This is a genomic window from Bacillus sp. PS95 (assembly GCF_037963565.1).
GTDB lineage: Bacteria > Bacillota > Bacilli > Bacillales > Bacillaceae > Bacillus > Bacillus subtilis.
The window spans coordinates 2,796,667-2,814,459 of the sequence record NZ_CP150160.1; the positions used below are offsets into that span (position 1 = coordinate 2,796,667).

At 43.6% G+C, this 17,793-nt stretch carries 14 protein-coding genes; 1 reads left to right on the forward strand and 13 read right to left on the reverse strand.

Translation table 11 applies throughout. The features are described from left to right. Both NSQ12_RS14605 and hemA read right to left on the reverse strand, forming a co-directional pair. Entirely contained in the window at positions 1–831 is an 831-nt protein-coding gene (locus tag NSQ12_RS14605; protein WP_003222575.1) for a cytochrome c biogenesis protein, read from the reverse strand. A 7-nt stretch (positions 832–838) separates the two neighbouring features. Continuing rightward, positions 839–2,206 (reverse strand): glutamyl-tRNA reductase, encoded by a 1,368-nt coding sequence (gene hemA / locus NSQ12_RS14610; protein WP_004399038.1) that lies wholly within the window; start codon positions 2,204–2,206, stop codon positions 839–841. 229 nt (positions 2,207–2,435) lie between these two features. Here hemA and NSQ12_RS14615 point away from each other — a divergent pair, with 229 nt between their 5' ends. Beyond that, positions 2,436–2,933, forward strand: a complete 498-nt coding sequence (locus NSQ12_RS14615; RefSeq protein WP_015714465.1) for a hypothetical protein — start codon at positions 2,436–2,438, stop codon at positions 2,931–2,933. 21 nt (positions 2,934–2,954) lie between these two features. Here NSQ12_RS14615 and yihA read toward each other — a convergent pair whose 3' ends face one another. The 11 genes from yihA to ilvC form a co-directional block, all read right to left on the reverse strand. Continuing rightward, entirely contained in the window at positions 2,955–3,542 is a 588-nt protein-coding gene (gene yihA, locus NSQ12_RS14620) for a ribosome biogenesis GTP-binding protein YihA/YsxC (protein WP_003229621.1), read from the reverse strand. Next, positions 3,539–5,863, reverse strand: coding sequence for an endopeptidase La (lon, locus tag NSQ12_RS14625; protein WP_003229618.1), 2,325 nt, complete (start codon positions 5,861–5,863; stop codon positions 3,539–3,541). Before lon ends, yihA begins: the two co-directional genes overlap by 4 nt. A 180-nt stretch (positions 5,864–6,043) precedes the next feature. Further along, on the reverse strand, positions 6,044–7,702 hold the full coding sequence (gene lonB / locus NSQ12_RS14630; RefSeq protein ID WP_004398923.1) for an ATP-dependent protease LonB: 1,659 nt from the start codon (positions 7,700–7,702) through the stop codon (positions 6,044–6,046). Positions 7,703–7,853: 151 nt separating this feature from the next. After that, positions 7,854–9,116, reverse strand: coding sequence for an ATP-dependent protease ATP-binding subunit ClpX (gene clpX / locus NSQ12_RS14635; protein WP_003229613.1), 1,263 nt, complete (start codon positions 9,114–9,116; stop codon positions 7,854–7,856). Positions 9,117–9,387: 271 nt separating this feature from the next. Next, entirely contained in the window at positions 9,388–10,662 is a 1,275-nt protein-coding gene (tig, locus tag NSQ12_RS14640) for a trigger factor (protein ID WP_339175001.1), read from the reverse strand. Between the two features lie 227 nt (positions 10,663–10,889). After that, positions 10,890–11,894 (reverse strand): DNA damage checkpoint antagonist DdcA, encoded by a 1,005-nt coding sequence (gene ddcA / locus NSQ12_RS14645; RefSeq protein ID WP_003229609.1) that lies wholly within the window; start codon positions 11,892–11,894, stop codon positions 10,890–10,892. A gap of 118 nt (positions 11,895–12,012) precedes the next feature. Beyond that, on the reverse strand, positions 12,013–12,612 hold the full coding sequence (leuD, locus tag NSQ12_RS14650) for a 3-isopropylmalate dehydratase small subunit (RefSeq protein ID WP_003229606.1): 600 nt from the start codon (positions 12,610–12,612) through the stop codon (positions 12,013–12,015). Positions 12,613–12,624: 12 nt separating this feature from the next. Continuing rightward, entirely contained in the window at positions 12,625–14,043 is a 1,419-nt protein-coding gene (leuC, locus tag NSQ12_RS14655) for a 3-isopropylmalate dehydratase large subunit (RefSeq protein ID WP_003229604.1), read from the reverse strand. Between the two features lie 49 nt (positions 14,044–14,092). After that, positions 14,093–15,190, reverse strand: a complete 1,098-nt coding sequence (gene leuB, locus NSQ12_RS14660; protein ID WP_015714468.1) for a 3-isopropylmalate dehydrogenase — start codon at positions 15,188–15,190, stop codon at positions 14,093–14,095. 20 nt (positions 15,191–15,210) lie between these two features. Further along, positions 15,211–16,767 carry a 2-isopropylmalate synthase gene (locus NSQ12_RS14665; protein WP_100506482.1) on the reverse strand — a complete coding sequence of 519 codons (1,557 nt, stop codon included), beginning with the start codon at positions 16,765–16,767 and terminating at the stop codon, positions 15,211–15,213. Further along, positions 16,754–17,782: a ketol-acid reductoisomerase gene (gene ilvC, locus NSQ12_RS14670; RefSeq protein WP_003222549.1), complete on the reverse strand. Its 1,029-nt coding sequence runs from the start codon at positions 17,780–17,782 to the stop codon at positions 16,754–16,756. Before ilvC ends, NSQ12_RS14665 begins: the two co-directional genes overlap by 14 nt. Between the last annotated feature and the right edge of the window lie 11 nt (positions 17,783–17,793).

The window sequence follows — 17,793 nt, forward strand, 5'->3', positions numbered from 1 at the left end:
TTAACTGAACCAATGGAATTGCGACAGGCTTCCAAGCAGGAAATAATTGATCATCAGCACCAGAAAACAAGCCGTATTCCACAGTGCAGCGACCTTTCCTTGCAGCTCTTTAATCAGCCTGATATAAAGATAATAGCTGTACAGCAGCAGGACGACAAACGAACCAAGCACTTTGGCGTCAAACCAATACAGCGTTTCTAGTGAGACATATGCCCATATGACGCCGAGAATCAAACTCAGCAGCAGCATCGGAACCCCGATGACATTTAAAACATACGCCATATAATCAAGCTTAGATAAATCTTCTATTCTCAACAGCCATTTTCCCCACTTTTTCTTTTTCAGCAGATGATATTGAAACATATATAGCACAGAAAAAACGAAAGAAAGGGAAAAAGCGCCGTATGAAAGAATCGCCATTGTAATATGAATCACCAAAAGCTCGGATACAAGCTGCCCGGAAAAAGCAGCTGACTGCTGCTCTGTCGGTGAAAATGTGTGAATGGCGATCATAGAAAATCCTATAACATTTGTAAAAAACACGATAAAGTCAACACGTAAAAGCTTTGTCAGTACAAGTGACAGCGTGACAAGCACCCAGGCATAAAAATAAAGCGCCTCCGTCACATTTAATACCGGAAACCGCCCCGTCACCCACATAAAATAGGCCAAATACACGGTTTGCAGAGTCCAGACAATAGAAAGCAACCAGAAGGCCATTTTTCCAGCCTTCCGGTTGTGTTGAAGAAAATCTATAAAATAAAAGAGTACACTTAACGCGTAAATGACGATTGTCCCCTCATTAAGTCTTGCCATTGCAGTATCAATCATTCAGCTTTCACTCACTTACAAGTGGGCTAAAGCCCGCTTTTGATTCAGCCTTCTTAAAAGAGTGGACCTTCTGGCTGCTTTCCACGGTTTTCATCATTTGACGGCCCGCAGCTTCTTCAATATCAAAAATCTGCATAAACAACGCGAGCTTTTCTTCAGAATCAGCATCTGCCGCAAGCTCTTTCACCTTTAAAATCGGATCACGAAGCATTTGGTTAATAATACTTTTGGTGTGTTTGTTCAACAGTTTTTTCTCTCTTGTGCTTAAGTGAGGCAGCTTACGCTCAATGCTGTCCATCGTTTCTGACTGGATAGCAAGCGCCTTTTCGCGCAATGCAGAAATAACCGGCACAACACCAAGTGTATTCATCCATTGTTTAAATTCCACAATGGTTTCTTCAATTAACAGTTCAACTTTTTCAGCTGTTTCTCTCCGCTCTTTCATGTTCGCTTCTACAATGCCTTCCAGATCGTCGATATCATAAAGAAAAACACCTTCAAGATCATTCAGCGCCGGATCAAGATCTCTAGGCACGGCAATGTCGACCATAAACAGCGGACGTCCCTTGCGAAGCTTATTCGCGTTTTCCATCATCTCTTTGGACACGACAAATTCACTTGCACCGGTTGAACTGATTAAAATATCAGCCTCCGCAAGCGCGCTTTCAAGCTGATTCAAGCTTCTCGCTTCACCTGAGAAACGGTCTGCAAGCTCCTTCGCTTTCAAGTATGTTCGGTTAATGACAGTGACCTTGCCGATTCCCTGTCCGTGCAGGTTTTCCGCAGCAAGCTCGCCCATTTTTCCCGCACCGAGAATCAATATGTGCTTGCTTGAAAGATTTCCGAAGATTTTTTTAGCAAGTTCAACTGCAGCATAGCTTACTGACACCGCATTTGAGCCAATGTCTGTTTCGGCGTGAGTCCGTTTGCCCACTGTAACCGCCTGCTTAAACAGCTCATTAAAAATAGTCCCGATCGTTTTTTCTTGCTGAGCTGTTTTAAAGCTGTCGCGTACCTGTCCGAGAATCTGCGTTTCGCCAATCACCATAGAATCAAGTCCGCAGGCTACACGGAATAAATGCTCAACAGCGGCATCGCTCTCATAAAACGTTAAGAACGGTGACAGCTCTTCTTTGCTTAATTGAAACCAATCAGCTAAAAACTTTTTTATATAATAACGGCCGGTATGGAGCTGGTCGACTACCGCATAAATTTCAGTGCGGTTGCAGGTTGAGACAATGATGTTTTCAAGAATGCTTTTCTCTTCTTTCAGCTGCACCATTGCTTCTGCCAGCTCATTCGGCTGAAAACTTACTTTTTCACGTATCTCAATAGGGGCGGATTTATAATCTACTCCCACAACAAGTATATGCATCGCTCTAATTACACCCCCAACACCCAATCTTAATTTATAATCATTCTAACATAGAACTCATTATTTATAATAATTATAACATAGTTTCTTTCACAAAATGTGAACAGATTTTAAAATTCTTATGCTATATTAGAAAAAGCTTCAGGGAAAAGAAGCATTCCTATTGACAATACCAAAAACAGCAGAAATTTACTACACATCAGCTCTAAAAAACAAGAAGGTGATATGCATGAAACAAAAATCAATTTTATTCCCTTGCCTGCTGCTTGCCGCTTCTGTATATGCATGGCTTGAAAGCGGCCAAGCTGAACTGTTTTCGGGACAGGATCAATGGCCTGTTCTCCTCATGCTGTTAGGAGCAGCCTTTGTATATCAAGGAAAAAAAGAAGCCGTTGCACCCCATTTCTTTATCGGTTTGCTTCTCTTCGGGATCGGTTTACACTTTTTTGCCAAGCCGAAATGGGTATGGTGGCCGGATGATTTTGAAATGCTTCTCTTTATGATCGGCTTCTCACTACTCGTTTCAACCGTTCAAAAAAAAGAATATGTATATGAGGCTGTGTCGATGATTTGTTTTTCCCTGTTTTTGTACTTTTTCAAACAAATTATGGCGTGGCTTGAGTCTGCGCATATTCCAACAGCGCTTCTGAAGGAGTATTGGCCGTTTGTCTTTATTGGAATCAGTTTATTGTTATTATTGATAAAACGGAAAAAATCTATACGATAAATAAAACCGGTAGAGGATTCTCTACCGGTTTATCATTTTTTTGATCGCTCCCCAAGCTTCGTCTTTTCCCTTTTTCGTTTCTGAGGAAAAGAGAATCAGCTCGTCTTCCGGATCAATATTTAATGTTTGTCGGACAACCTTCGCGTGTTTGTCCCATTTGCCTTTCGGGATCTTATCCGCCTTTGTAGCGATAACAATAACAGGAATGCCGTAATACTTTAAGAATTCATACATCTGTACATCATCATTAGATGGCGCATGCCGCAAATCAACGATCTGCACCACAGCTTTTAATTCCTCGCGTGTCGTGATATAGGTTTCAATCATTCTGCCCCATGCTTCACGCTCAGACTTTGACACTTTGGCAAAACCGTAGCCCGGCACATCCACAAAATGCAACTCATCATTGATAATGTAGAAATTAAGCGTTTGTGTTTTTCCCGGCTTTGATGACGTTCTCGCAAGATTTTTGCGATTGATTAATGAATTGATAAAAGACGATTTTCCTACGTTCGATCTTCCGGCCAATGCGATTTCCGGAAGCCCCCCTTCAGGGTACTGTTCCGGTTTTACTGCACTGATCACGATTTCTGACTTTGTGACTTTCATTTCTTCTCTCCTACTAAGGCATGTTCCAAAACCTCGTCTAAGTGGGACGCCAATATAAATGTCAGCCCCTCTCTGACGCTTTCCGGAATATCCTCTATATCTTTTTCATTATCTTTAGGCGCAATAATGGTCGTTAATCCCGCTCTATGTGCGCCAAGCGCTTTTTCCTTTAAGCCGCCGATCGGCAGCACGCGCCCGCGAAGCGTGATTTCCCCAGTCATGCCGACTTCACGCGAAACCGCCCGTCCCGTTAAAGCAGAAACAAGCGCTGTTGCCATCGTAATACCGGCTGACGGACCATCTTTTGGCACCGCACCCTCTGGTACATGTATATGAATATCATACTTCTCATGAAAGTCAGGTTCAATGCCAAGTTCTTCTGTTTTGGATCGCACATAGCTGAATGCAGCCTGAGCAGACTCTCTCATAACATCTCCGAGCTTTCCTGTCAGGATCAATTTCCCTTTCCCCGGAGAAAGCGATACTTCAATCGACAGCGTATCTCCGCCAACGGTTGTATAAGCAAGCCCTGTCACTACACCAACCTGATCCTCTGTCTCAGCTTGTCCATATCTGAAAATACGTTTTCCGATAAAGTCTTGAAGGTTCTTCTCAGTAACCGTAATCCGTTTTCGCTCTTCAGCAACAATGGCTTTTGCAGCTTTACGGCAAATCGCGGCAAGCTGGCGTTCAAGGCTTCTCACACCAGCTTCTCTCGTATAGTAGCGGATAATATCAAGAATCGCCTGATCACGCAGCTGCAGGTTGCTTTTCTTCAGCCCGTGTTCTTTGATTTGCTTTGGAAGCAAGTGATCCTTTACGATTTCAAGTTTTTCTATTTCTGTGTAGCCTGCGATATTAATAATTTCCATTCTGTCTCTGAGCGGGCCCGGGATTGTGGCCAAATTGTTCGCCGTTGCGATAAACAGCACTTTGGATAAATCAAAGGTTTCTTCAATATAGTGATCACTGAAGCTGCTGTTTTGCTCTGGATCAAGCACTTCAAGCATAGCGGATGATGGGTCTCCTCTAAAATCAGATGACATTTTGTCAATTTCGTCTAATAAGAAGACCGGATTCAGCTTGCCCGCTTTTTTCATCCCTTGAATAATACGTCCAGGCATTGCTCCGACATAGGTCCGTCTGTGTCCGCGTATCTCTGATTCGTCCCGAACTCCTCCGAGTGAGATTCTGACGAATTTGCGTCCCAAGCTTTTTGCAATTGATTTGGCTAAAGACGTTTTTCCGACACCTGGAGGTCCTGCCAAACAGAGAATCGGGCCTTTCAGGGATTTGGTCAGCTTCTGGACAGCCAAATATTCTAAAATACGTTCTTTTACTTTTTCAAGCCCGTGGTGCTCTTCGTCCAAGAGACGTCCTGCTTCTTTCAAATCAAGCTTATCATCTGTTTCATCCGTCCACGGAAGAGCAACCAGCCAGTCGATATAGTTGCGGATCACGGAGCTTTCCGCAGAACTTGACGGAATTTTTTCATATCTGTTCAATTCTTTAAGCGCTGTTTCCTTCACATGATCAGGCATGCCTGCTTCTTCGATTTTTTCCGTCAGCGTCTGAACTTCGCCAGTTTTGCCTTCTTTATCGCCAAGCTCTTTTTGGATCGCCTTCATTTGTTCACGCAAGTAGTATTCCTTCTGCGTACGCTCCATCGAACGTTTGACGCGCTGGCCGATTTTTTTCTCAATCTCCAGCACTTCTTTTTCATTATTAATAAAATCAATGACCTTGTTCAGCCTGTCTTTGACATCAGCCGTTTCTAAAATATCCTGCTTATCTTTTAGTTTAAGGGGCAGATGAGAAGCAACGATGTCTGCCATTCTCCCCGGCTCTTCGATATCAGTAACCGCGGCGTACGTTTCGGCCGAGATTTTTTTAGAAATTTTTATGTACTGATCAAAGTGGTCTAGCAAAGTCCGCATCAATGCTTCGTCTTCTGTATCTTTTGAATCATCTTCATGAATAAGTTGAATGTCAACCGACGTGTAATCCTCGTGTTCATTGTATTTGACGATATGGGCGCGCTTGAGGCCCTCCACCAACACACGAATCGTACCGTTCGGAAGCTTCAGCATTTGCTTAATTTTTGTATAGGTGCCGACAGTGAAAATCTCGTCTTCACCAGGTTCGTCTATCGAAATATCCTGCTGAGTGGCTAAAAATATCATATGATCATGCATCATTGCCTGTTCAAGAGCCTGAACCGACTTGTCACGTCCTACATCTAAATGCAAAACCATCGTCGGGTACACTAATAAACCTCTTAAAGGGAGGAGCGGGATGCTGCGTTTTAATTCTTCTGCCATGTGACTGACACCTCCGTGACTTTAGTATGAACCATTATAATACAACTTTTTCATCCTTGTACAATAAACGGCATGGTTCCATTTTCTATAAAACAGTCTCCTCGTAGTATACCCTTTCTTTCTGATATGAAAAAGGAAAAGATGTCCTTCATGAAAAAAACCCTATTATCAAAATAGGGTTTAAACGGATTCTTTATTGATTTCGATATGAAACGGTTTTTGTTCCGTTGGCGGATTCACCAAAATTTCATCAAGCACTTCTTGGAACGTCTTCACTGCAATAATCTCGATCCCGTCAATCTGCTTTAAGATGGCCTGCTGATTTTCATATGGGATAATCACCTTTTTCGCACCGGACTGCTTGGCCGCTTTTATTTTCGGAATGACGCCTCCGATGGGTTTCACAAGACCGTTCAGGCTGATTTCGCCCGTCATCGCAACGGTATTGTCAATAGGAATTTTGTGTATCGCCGAGAAAATCCCCGCCGCCATCGCAATGCCTGCTGACGGCCCATCAATCGGAATCCCTCCTGGGAAATTGATGTGAATATCATAATCAGAAGGCTTCATTCCCATTGTCCGGAGCACGGTTAATACATTTTCAACCGAACCCTTCGCCATGCTTTTTCGCCTGATCGATTTTGATTGGCTGCCGATGCTTTCTTCTTCAGCTATTCCTGTGATGTTAATTGATCCTTTATCTTGAGCCGCGGTTACACTTACTTCGATTTCCAGAAGCGATCCGCTGTTAGGCCCATAGACTGCAAGCCCATTTACAATGCCAACCTGTGGTTCAACACCGATTTTTTGCTCGTGCTTTGGAGTAAGCTGACTGGAGTGAATGACCCATTCAATATCCTCAATCGTAATGTCCTTTCGATTCTCCGTTACAGCCATCCCCGCTGCGATTTGAATCATATTGACGGCTTCCCGCCCGTTCCGCGTGTAGCTGGTCAAAAGATCCAATCCTTCTTCGGAGATATTTTTTTCAATTTTATCCGCTGCTGTTTTGGCAACCGTTTTCAACTCGTCCTTTTCAAGCTCGCGGAAAAAAACCTCCAAACAGCGGGACCGGATAGCTGGCGGAATTTCGTTTGGCATTCTCGTGGTCGCGCCAATCAAGCGAAAATCAGCCGGCAGCCCATTTTGAAAAATATCATGAATATGATTCGGAATTTGTGTATTTTCCTCACTGTAATACGCACTATCTAAAAAGACTTTTCTGTCCTCAAGCACCTTCAGCATTTTATTCATTTGAATAGGATGCAGCTCCCCTATTTCATCAATAAACAGCACACCGCCATGGGCATGGGTGACAGCTCCCTGCTTCGGCTGCGGAATCCCAGCCTGTCCCATCGCTCCGGCCCCTTGGTATATCGGGTCATGGACAGAGCCGATGAGTGGATCGGCAATTCCTCTTTCATCAAAACGGGCTGTTGTCGCATCGAGTTCCACAAAGACAGCCTGCTCTTTAAACGGTGATTGTTTATGTTTTTTTGCTTCTTCCAACACAAGCCGCGCAGCAGCCGTTTTCCCAACTCCCGGTGGCCCATAGACAATCACATGCTGAGGATTTGGCCCGCATAAAGCCGCCTTTAATGCTTTAATGCCGTCTTCCTGTCCGACGATATCTTTAAAGCTTTTGGGGCGGACCTTCTCAGATAATGGCTCGGACAAGCTGATAGCGCGCATTTTCCGAAGCTGCTCCATTTCCTTCTTTGATTCTTTATCTATCGTGACCTTTTGTGTCCTTTGATTTTTAAGCAAATTCCAAAAATACAAACCGATGATGATCCCAAAAAACAGCTGAATAAATAACGCGATCCCTGTCCAACTCATGGTGGTCCCTCCTGAAAAACAATTTATGTATCCAATTCATTCCTCTGATTGCTAGTATCTCCCATAGAAGACGGGAATAAACGTTTTTCCGGAAGAGTTGCATGCAAAAAAACCTCCTGAGTGTTACCACTCAGGAGGTTTGTGCTTATCTTTATGCAGATGTTTTATCTTGGCTTACCTCAGTGCCGTCTTTTAATAAGAGGCGAGGAGGCTCTCCGTGTGTCACAGTTGCCCCGGTGATTACACATTTTTCAATGTCATCACGAGAAGGCAGCTCAAACATCACATCAAGCATGATGCCTTCAATGATGGAACGGAGTCCGCGTGCTCCAGTCTTGCGTTCAATTGCTTTTTTAGCAATTTCAGAAAGCGCTTCTTCTTCAAACTCAAGCTCAACGTTGTCAAGCTCAAGCATTTTCTTGAATTGCTTAACTAGAGCGTTTTTCGGTTTTGTTAAGATCGCAACCAATGCTTCTTCGTCAAGCTTTTCAAGGCTTGCAATAACCGGAAGACGTCCGATAAATTCAGGAATTAACCCGAAACGGAGCAAATCTTCAGGAAGCACTTTGGAAAGAAGATCTTCTTTCTCAAGATCAGCAGCTTTATTGTCGGCACCGAATCCAATCACTTTTTGGCCTAAACGGCGTTTGATGATTTGTTCGATACCATCGAAAGCTCCGCCGCAAATGAACAAAATATTTGTTGTGTCAATTTGAATGAATTCTTGATGAGGATGCTTACGTCCACCTTGAGGCGGCACGCTTGCCACTGTACCCTCAAGAATTTTAAGCAATGCCTGCTGTACACCCTCACCTGACACATCACGTGTGATAGACGGGTTTTCAGATTTTCTAGCCACTTTATCAATTTCATCAATATAGATAATGCCTTTTTCGGCTTTTTCCACATCATAATCAGCAGCTTGGATGAGCTTCAAGAGAATATTCTCTACATCTTCACCCACGTATCCAGCTTCAGTCAAAGATGTAGCGTCCGCAATCGCAAACGGCACATTTAAAATGCGAGCCAATGTTTGCGCCAGAAGGGTTTTACCGCTTCCCGTAGGGCCGATTAATGAAATATTACTTTTTGAGAGCTCAACATCATCAACTTTGCTGTTAGAGTTAATGCGCTTATAGTGGTTATACACAGCAACAGCAAGTGATTTCTTCGCTTGATCTTGGCCGATGACATATTCATTCAAAATTTCGCGAATTTCCTGAGGCTTTGGTACGTCTTTAAATTCTACTTCTTCTTCTGTTCCGAGTTCTTCCTCTACAATTTCAGTGCAGAGTTCGATACATTCGTCACATATATATACACCAGGTCCAGCTACAAGCTTACGAACCTGATCTTGTGTTTTTCCACAGAACGAGCATTTTAATTGTCCTTTTTCCTCGTTAAATTTAAACATTCTTTCACCCCTTAATCTTGTCTCACTTTTTCTTTTACCGGCAGAGCAAAAGAAAATGATTCTTGAAACGAACGAGTATGTATTGCATTTTACCATACTTTCCAAAAAGACGGTAACAATGTGTTTCTGACTTGCACATTCTATATGTATGACAAAAAACAGCCCTGCATTAACTATATTGCCCCAAGAAAAAGAGATAACTCATAATTGTACAAAACAAGGCACGAATGATTCGCGCCCTGTTTTATTAGTACTATTATTATGCACCATATTAACGGTTTTCTACAAGAAAATCAATCGCTTTGCGAACTTTTAAATCTTCTTTCATCGCGTCAGTAGAACCGATGGCTTGTTTAATATTTTCAACAGGCATGTTGTATGCTTCAGCCATTTTAGTAAGCTCAGCTTCAACTTCCTCATCTGATACTTCAAGGTTTTCCGCTTTCGCAATCGCCTCAAGAGTCAGGTTAGATTTTACGCGTTTTTCAGCATCTTCTTTCATTTGCTCTTTAAGCGCAGCTTCATCTTGGCCTGAGAATTGAGTGTAAAGCTCAAGGTTCATGCCTTGCATTTGCAGACGCTGTTCGAATTCTTTCAGCATGCGGTCAAGCTCAGTGTCGACCATTGCTTGCGGAACATCGATTTCAGCATTTTCAGAAGCTTTCAGAACAAGCTCTTCACGCAATTTAGCGTCAGCTTCGTTTTCTTTTGCTTCTTCTAGACGTTTCTTTGTTTTTTCAGTTAATTCAGCAAGTGTTTCCACTTCTTCATCGATATCTTTTGCGAATTCATCGTCAAGCTCAGGAAGCTCTTTCGCTTTGATTTCGTGAATTTTCACTTTAAACACAGCTGGTTTGCCTGCAAGCTCTTCAGCGTGGTATTCTTCTGGGAATGTCACTTCAACATCCTTTTCAGCGCCTGCTTCAAGACCAACTAACTGATCTTCGAAGCCAGGGATGAATGAGCCAGATCCTACTTCAAGAGAGTAGTTTTCAGCTTTTCCGCCTTCGAAAGCTTCGCCGTCAACGAATCCTTCGAAATCAAGAACAACTGTGTTTCCTTCTTCAACAGCGCCTTCTTCTTTTACAACAAGTTCAGCTTGACGCTCTTGAAGGGCTTTTAGTTCGTTTTGAACATCTTCGTCAGTTACAGTTGTGTCGTCTTTTTCAATGCCCAGACCTTTGTATTCGCCAAGCTTCACTTCAGGTTTTACTGTTACTTTCGCAGTGAAGATTAAGCTTTCGCCTTTTTCGATCTTTTCAACATCGATTTCAGGACGGTCTACAGGCTCGATTCCAGCTTCTTCAACCGCTTTAGGGTATTCTACAGGAAGAAGAATATCCAAAGCATCTTGGTAAAGAGCTTCTACGCCAAAGCGCTGTTCGAATAATCCGCGAGGAATTTTACCTTTACGGAATCCAGGAATTGAAACTTGTTTTACTACTTTTTTAAATGCATCATCAAGTGCTGTTTTAAACGTTTCAGCATCAACTTCAACCGTTAAAACGCCTTCGTTGCCTTCTTGTTTTTCCCATTTTACAGACATGTGTTTCCCTCCAAAAATCTATTCAGGTTGTGTCGGTCTTCCATTCTAAAGCAATCATTCGGCTTCGTCCAACAAAAACAAAGCTGCCAAAGATCAGAATCATTATGTATAGATGTTAATAATGAACTGCAAAGCCTGTCCAACCGTATTTCTTATAACCCGTTATACACAAATACAACCACTATATTATAACATAACACATAGCGCTTTCAACTATATGGCGCGATTTACAAATAAGAAATTTCTTCAATATCTTTTAACATTGTGCAAGCTTCATCGAGTTCTCTGTCGGTAAATTCATACATCATATGAAGTTCTTCGCTTTCAATTTCAATCCCGTGCATCTCGTAACCGACTTTATGAAGGGCAGCCGCCCAAAGGTCAGCCGACAGCAATTTCGGCTGGAACGGATATAAAACGTACAAATGTCTTCTCCACAATTCTTCTACTGCCGCATATAAGGTTGGATTTTCATTTCCAAGTGTCTCATCCAGCACCCTGAGAACACGGTGCAGAATCGGGGCGGCATCAGGCGGAACAATCTCAGACGGTTCAATTGTCAACGACTCGCCAAATTTGCTAATGTGTACAGGTTTACTGTACTCATGCTCAGCCAACAGCATGACAATCATCGTTTTGATAATCGGATGGGCTGAGGGGTCTTGGAGGATTGTTTTGAGCAATCCTGTATACTTTGCTACGTTACGGTCTTTTAAGGAATGAATGAGATTCATTTGCTCCTCAGGGCTTGCCAGCACTTTCTCGGTGTCAATTGTATCCTCATATTCTTCGGCCCAAGCCTCGTCCTCACGATCCGGATCGGTCATTTTCCGGCTGAAATCCAGCAGCTTATAAAATTGCTCGGCGCTTTCTGCCGGCAGCTGATTTTCTTCCAAAACGGCTTCAATGGTGCTTTTGACTTCTTCGTACTTTTTGAGCTGAATTAAGATGGTCATGTACACCTGCAAAACCGTAAAATAATGGCCATAACCTTCTTTGAGCATCTTCTCGCACACGCTTTCTGCCTCTTCCAGCTCGCCCAGCTCTAAAAAGCAGATGGCCATCCCTAAGTGAAGATCGGATTCAGTATCATCATATTTCATCGCTTCTGAAAACAGTTCAAGCGCTTCTTGATACTTTTTTTCCTTGAGTGATGACATCCCTTTTTCCACAAGGCGGTCTTTCAGATGAGGAAAAGGAATAATTTTTGCGTTTTTCTTGTCATGCGTCATACCTATATTCCTTTCAGGCATTTATTTTGTTCAAGTGTATCAACACCTGTGAACAAACACAAGAAATGAAAGGTTTCACCAGGCAAAAAAAGCCGCCGGACAAATACCGGCCGCTTTTTCAGGCTTGAAGCCAAGAGCTTCTTTGTGATTCAAATTGCTTGATTTCATCTTCCAGCAGCAGCGTTAATGAAATTTCATCATATCCGTTGATCAGCATCTCTTTCCAATGCGGATCAACTTCAAATGAAATTTGATTGCCTTCACTGTCATGAATCAGCTGATTTTCAAGGTCAACAGTCATTTGCAATGACTGGTTTTCATACTGGCCGACAAGCTGTTTCCAATTGTCATATGGCATGCGGATCGGAAGCATGCCGTTTTTAAAGCAGTTCTGATGGAAAATATCAGCGAATGACGGCGCAATGATAATTTTAAACCCATAATCATCAAGTGCCCACGGAGCGTGTTCACGCGATGACCCGCAGCCGAAGTTTTCTCCTGCTATTAAAATGGAAGCTCCTTGATAAACAGGCTGGTTTAATTCAAATTCAGGGTTCGGTTCACCATTCGCATCATATCTCCAGTCAAAGAATGCAAAACGCCCGTAGCCTGTTCTTTCAATCCTCTTCAAAAATTGCTTAGGAATAATCTGGTCTGTATCCACATTGATCCGATTTAATACGGCTGCTTTCCCCGTATGTGATTTCAAAGGTTCCATCTCGCGCACTCCTTACACAACTGTTTTTTCCTGATAAAACTTTCTGACATCAACGAAGTGTCCGTGAATGGCAGCCATCGCAGCCATTGCCGGGCTGACGAGATGTGTTCTTGCACCTTTTCCTTGTCTGCCCTCGAAGTTGCGGTTAGAGGTTGATGCACAGCGCTCTCCCTCAGGAACAACATCATTATTCATACTCAAACACATGCTGCAGCCTGACTCTCTCCATTCAAATCCAGCTTCCAAGAAAATCTGGTCAAGCCCTTCTTTTTCAGCCTGAAGCTTCACGCTTTGGGATCCGGGCACGACGATGGCCCTTACGCTGTCAGCTACCTTCTTCCCCTTGATCATGTCAGCAGCCTGGCGAAGGTCAGTCATGCGGGAATTCGTGCAGGAACCGATAAATACGTGCTCCACTTTAATGTCTTCGATTTTCTGATGAGGAGTCAGTCCCATATATTCATAAGCGCGAATCGCTTCTTTTTTATCATCTTCTGCAGAAAAGCTTTCCGGCGCAGGAACTTCAGAATCGACAGGAAGAACCATTCCCGGGTTAATGCCCCATGTCACCATAGGGGAAATTTTGTTACCGTCAAGGACGATAGATTTATCATAAACAGCGCCCGGGTCTGTGCGCAGCGCCTTCCATTCCTCTACGGCCTTGTCAAATTCTTCGCCTTTTGGCGTGTACTTGCGATTTTTGCAATATTCAAACGTCACCTCGTCAGGTGCAATCAAACCTGCTCTTGCTCCTGCTTCAATTGACATGTTACAAACAGTCATTCGTTCATCCATCGTCATATTTCTGAATACTTCCCCAGTGTATTCAATGACGTAGCCTGTGCCGAATTTCACACCGTATTTGCCGATGACAGCAAGGATGACATCCTTTGCCGTTACCCCTTTTTGCAGCGTTCCATCTACGCGCACTTCAAGTGTTTTTGGACGCTGCTGCCAAAGTGTCTGTGTGGAAAGGACATGTTCAACTTCACTCGTCCCGATTCCAAATGCAAGAGCGCCGAAAGCGCCATGTGTTGATGTATGACTGTCACCGCACACAATCGTTTTCCCTGGAAGCGTTAAGCCCAGTTCAGGGCCGACGACATGAACAATCCCTTGATCCACACTGTGAAGATCGGCAAGGCGCACGCCAAATTCCTCACAGTTTCTTTCAAGCGCCGTTACCTGGCGTTTCGCAACTTCATCCTTTATCTCAAAACGATTGACAGTCGGGATGTTGTGGTCCATTGTCGCAAATGTATTTTGGGGTCTTCTGACCTTTCTTCCCTTTTGTCTCAAGCCTTCAAATGCCTGAGGAGACGTCACCTCATGAATGAGGTGCAAATCAATATAGAGAAGATCCGGCTTTCCCTCACCATGTTTTACAATATGCTGATCCCAAATCTTTTCGATGATTGTTCGAGGCATCATCTTTTATTTCCTCCCTCTACCTAGAGCTAAGACCGCTTAACGTAAGCTGTCACACATTAGACATTGTATTTTCACTCATGATTGCTGCCTTAACTTCCTCTGTAATGGCCTGAGTGCTGCTGAACTCTTCACCCCGTGCCAAGTCTCTTGTTCTTTTTCCGGAAGCCAAGACTTTGTTTACCGCATCTTCTACAGCTTTCGCTTCCTCTTCAAGCCCGAAAGATGTCCTCAAAAGCATTGCCGCTGACAATATGGCTGCGAACGGATTTGCCATCCCTTTACCAGCAATATCAGGCGCGGAGCCATGAACAGGTTCAAACAGATGAAGACCAGAGCTTGATAGGCTGGCTGACGGGAGCATTCCGAGCGAGCCTGTAAGCATGGACGCTTCATCGCTTAAAATATCACCGAACATATTTTCAGTCACAACGACATCAAATTGATTCGGTGCATAGATTAGCTGCATGGCCGCGTTATCCACAAGCATGTGCTCAAGCTTCACATCAGGAAATTCTTTCGCAACGTCCTCAGCCACTTCACGCCACAGCCGGCTTGATTCAAGAACATTCGCTTTATCTACAGAGGTCACTTTGCCTTTTCTGGCTGCCGCCATTTTGAAGCCCTCTCTGATCACTCGTTCAATTTCCGTTCGCTTATAAAACAGTGTATCTACTGCTTCCTGCTCACCTTCAGTGTTTACATAGCGTTTGCTCGGCTGGCCGAAATACAAGCCGCCTGTGAGTTCACGAACGATAACGAAATCAACATTATCTATATATTCTTTTTTCAAAGGCGAAGCGTCAGAAAGGCTTTCAAATACCTTCACAGGCCGTAAATTCGCAAACAAATCAAGCTGTTTTCTGATGCTGAGCAGCCCTTTTTCCGGTCTCAGTTCCGAAGGATTTTGATCCCATTTCGGTCCGCCGACAGCGCCAAGCAATATCGCGTCTGCATTTTTACAAGCAGCAACGGTTTCCTCCGGGAGGGGGTTATGATGTTCATCAATAGCCGCCCCTCCAATCAGGCCATATTCAAATTCAAATTCATGGTTAAAGCGTTCGGCAACACTTTTCAGTACGTCTGTCGCTGATTCTAATACTTCAGGGCCGATCCCGTCTCCGGGCAATAGAGCAATACGTTTCTTCAAGTTAACCGTTCTCCTTTCTTTTATGATCCGACAGCTGTGTGGTTTTTCAATCCGCTCATATTCGACTGGAAAACCAATTGACGGTTGACTGCGTTCAAATAGGCTTTCGCTGATGCTTCTAATACGTCTTGCGCTATGCCCCGACCTGCTGATTCTTTTCCGTTCACCAAAACTCTTACATACACCTGGGCAAATGCATCTTCGCCTTTTCTGTTAGACTGAATGCGGTAGTCTAAGAGCTCCACGTCCTTATCGATGCAGCGCTCAAGCGTATTGTAGATTGCTTCCACACTTCCAGCTCCAGTTGCAGCTTCCTGAATAAGCTCTGCGTTTTCTTGATTTTTCAACGAAAGAGTAGCCGTAGGGACCTGACTTGTTCCGTAATGTACTTGCAGAGAAAGAAATTCATACCCAATCTTGCGATCTGTTACTTTTTCTTCTAAAATAAGAGAAACAAGATCCTCATCAGTGATTTCTTTTTTCTTCTCAGTCAACTCTTTGAACATCGTAAAGAATTTATTAATCTCTTCACTGTCAAATTGGAATCCTAAAGCAGTCAGCCGGTCTTTAAATGCGTGGCGTCCGGAATGTTTACCTAGGACAAGCGCATCTGCGGTTACGCCGACAAGCTCCGGTGAAATAATTTCATAAGTCGATTTTTCCTTTAAAAAGCCGTCCTGATGGATGCCTGATTCATGAGCAAATGCATTATCTCCAACAACCGCTTTGTTGCGCGGGACAGCCATGCCTGTCAGTTTGCTTACTAAATCACTTGTTCTCTTAATCTCGTTCAGTGTAATACCTGTTTCGACTTGGTAGAAATCTTTTCTGGTATGAAGGGCTACAGCAATTTCCTCTAATGCCGCGTTTCCGGCTCTTTCACCGATCCCGTTCACAGCGCATTCGATTTGATCAGCGCCATTTTCAATCGCAGCAAGAGAGTTTGCGACTGCCATTCCCAAATCATCATGACAGTGGGCTGAAAGCTTTGCTTTGTGAATGTTCGGAACGTTTTCTTTCATATATTTAAAGATATTTCCGTATTCCGCCGGGGCCAGGTAGCCGACAGTGTCCGGAAGATTGATAACACTGGCGCCTGCGTCAATCACTTTTTCGACGATTTCTGCTAGAAACGGCAGTTCAGTGCGGCAGGCATCTTCAGCTGACCATTGCACAATCGGAAAACGTTCTTTTGCGTATTTCACCATTTCAACCGCTCTTTCAATGACTTGCTCACGTGTCATTTTCAGCTTGTGCTTCAAATGAATGTCCGATGTGGCGATAAAAACATGAATTCTCGGGTGAGAACCTTCTTTTAACGCTTCCCAAGCAGCATCAATATCACCTTTTACACAACGGGCCAGACCAGTTACTGAACAATTTTTAATGGTTCTTGCGATTTCCTGAACAGCTAAAAAGTCACCTCGGGACGAAGCGGGAAATCCCGCTTCAATGATATCTGCCCCGAGTCTTTCGAGCTGCTTAGCTATGGCAAGTTTCTCCTGTGTATTCAAGTTCACTCCAGGGGACTGTTCACCATCACGAAGCGTCGTATCGAAAAAATTAATTTTGCGCAACGGAGACCACCGCTTCCTTCTTCTTGCCTTGTTTCACAAACGGCATCATTTCACGAAGCTTTCTTCCCACTACTTCGATTTGATGTTCGTTCTCGCTTGCATTGATAGCATTGAAACGAGGACGGTTTACTTGGTTTTCGACGATCCACTCTTTTGCGAATGTACCGTTTTGGATATCTTTTAATACTTCTTTCATAGATTCTTTTACTTTAGCGTCCACAACGCGAGGACCTGATACGAAATCTCCCCACTGTGCTGTGTCAGAGATTGAATATCTCATTCCTGCAAGTCCTTCTTCGTACATAAGGTCTACGATTAATTTCAGCTCATGAAGGCACTCGAAGTATGCAAGTTCAGGCTGATAACCTGCTTCAGTTAATGTTTCAAATCCGGCTTTGACAAGCGCGCTTAATCCGCCGCAAAGAACTGCTTGCTCACCGAACAAATCTGTTTCTGTTTCTTCTTTAAATGTCGTTTCTAATACGCCCGCTCTTGCGCCGCCGATTCCTTTAGCATAAGCGAGGGCTTTGTCTCTTGCTTCTCCAGTCACATCTTGATAGATTGCGAACAATGCCGGTACGCCAGCTCCTTGCTCATATGTTCTTCTTACCAAGTGTCCCGGGCCTTTAGGGGCCACTAAGAATACATCTACATCCGCCGGAGGAACAATTTGATGGAAATGCACGTTAAATCCATGAGCAAATACTAATGATTTTCCTGCTGTCAATTCATCTTTGATTTCAGCTTCGTATACTTTTTGCTGTTGCTCATCCGGAAGCAGAACCATGATGATTTCGGCTTGGGCTGCCGCTTCTTTTACTGAAAATACTTTATGTCCGTCTTCTTGGGCTTGAGTGAAAGATTTTCCTTGTCTAACACCGACGATCACGTCTACTCCGCTTTCTTTAAGGTTCAGGGCATGTGCGTGGCCTTGCGAACCGTACCCGATAACCGCTACTGTTTTTCCAGCCAATACGTTCTCTTTGATATCACCGTTATAATATACTTTTACCATTTTAATCTCTC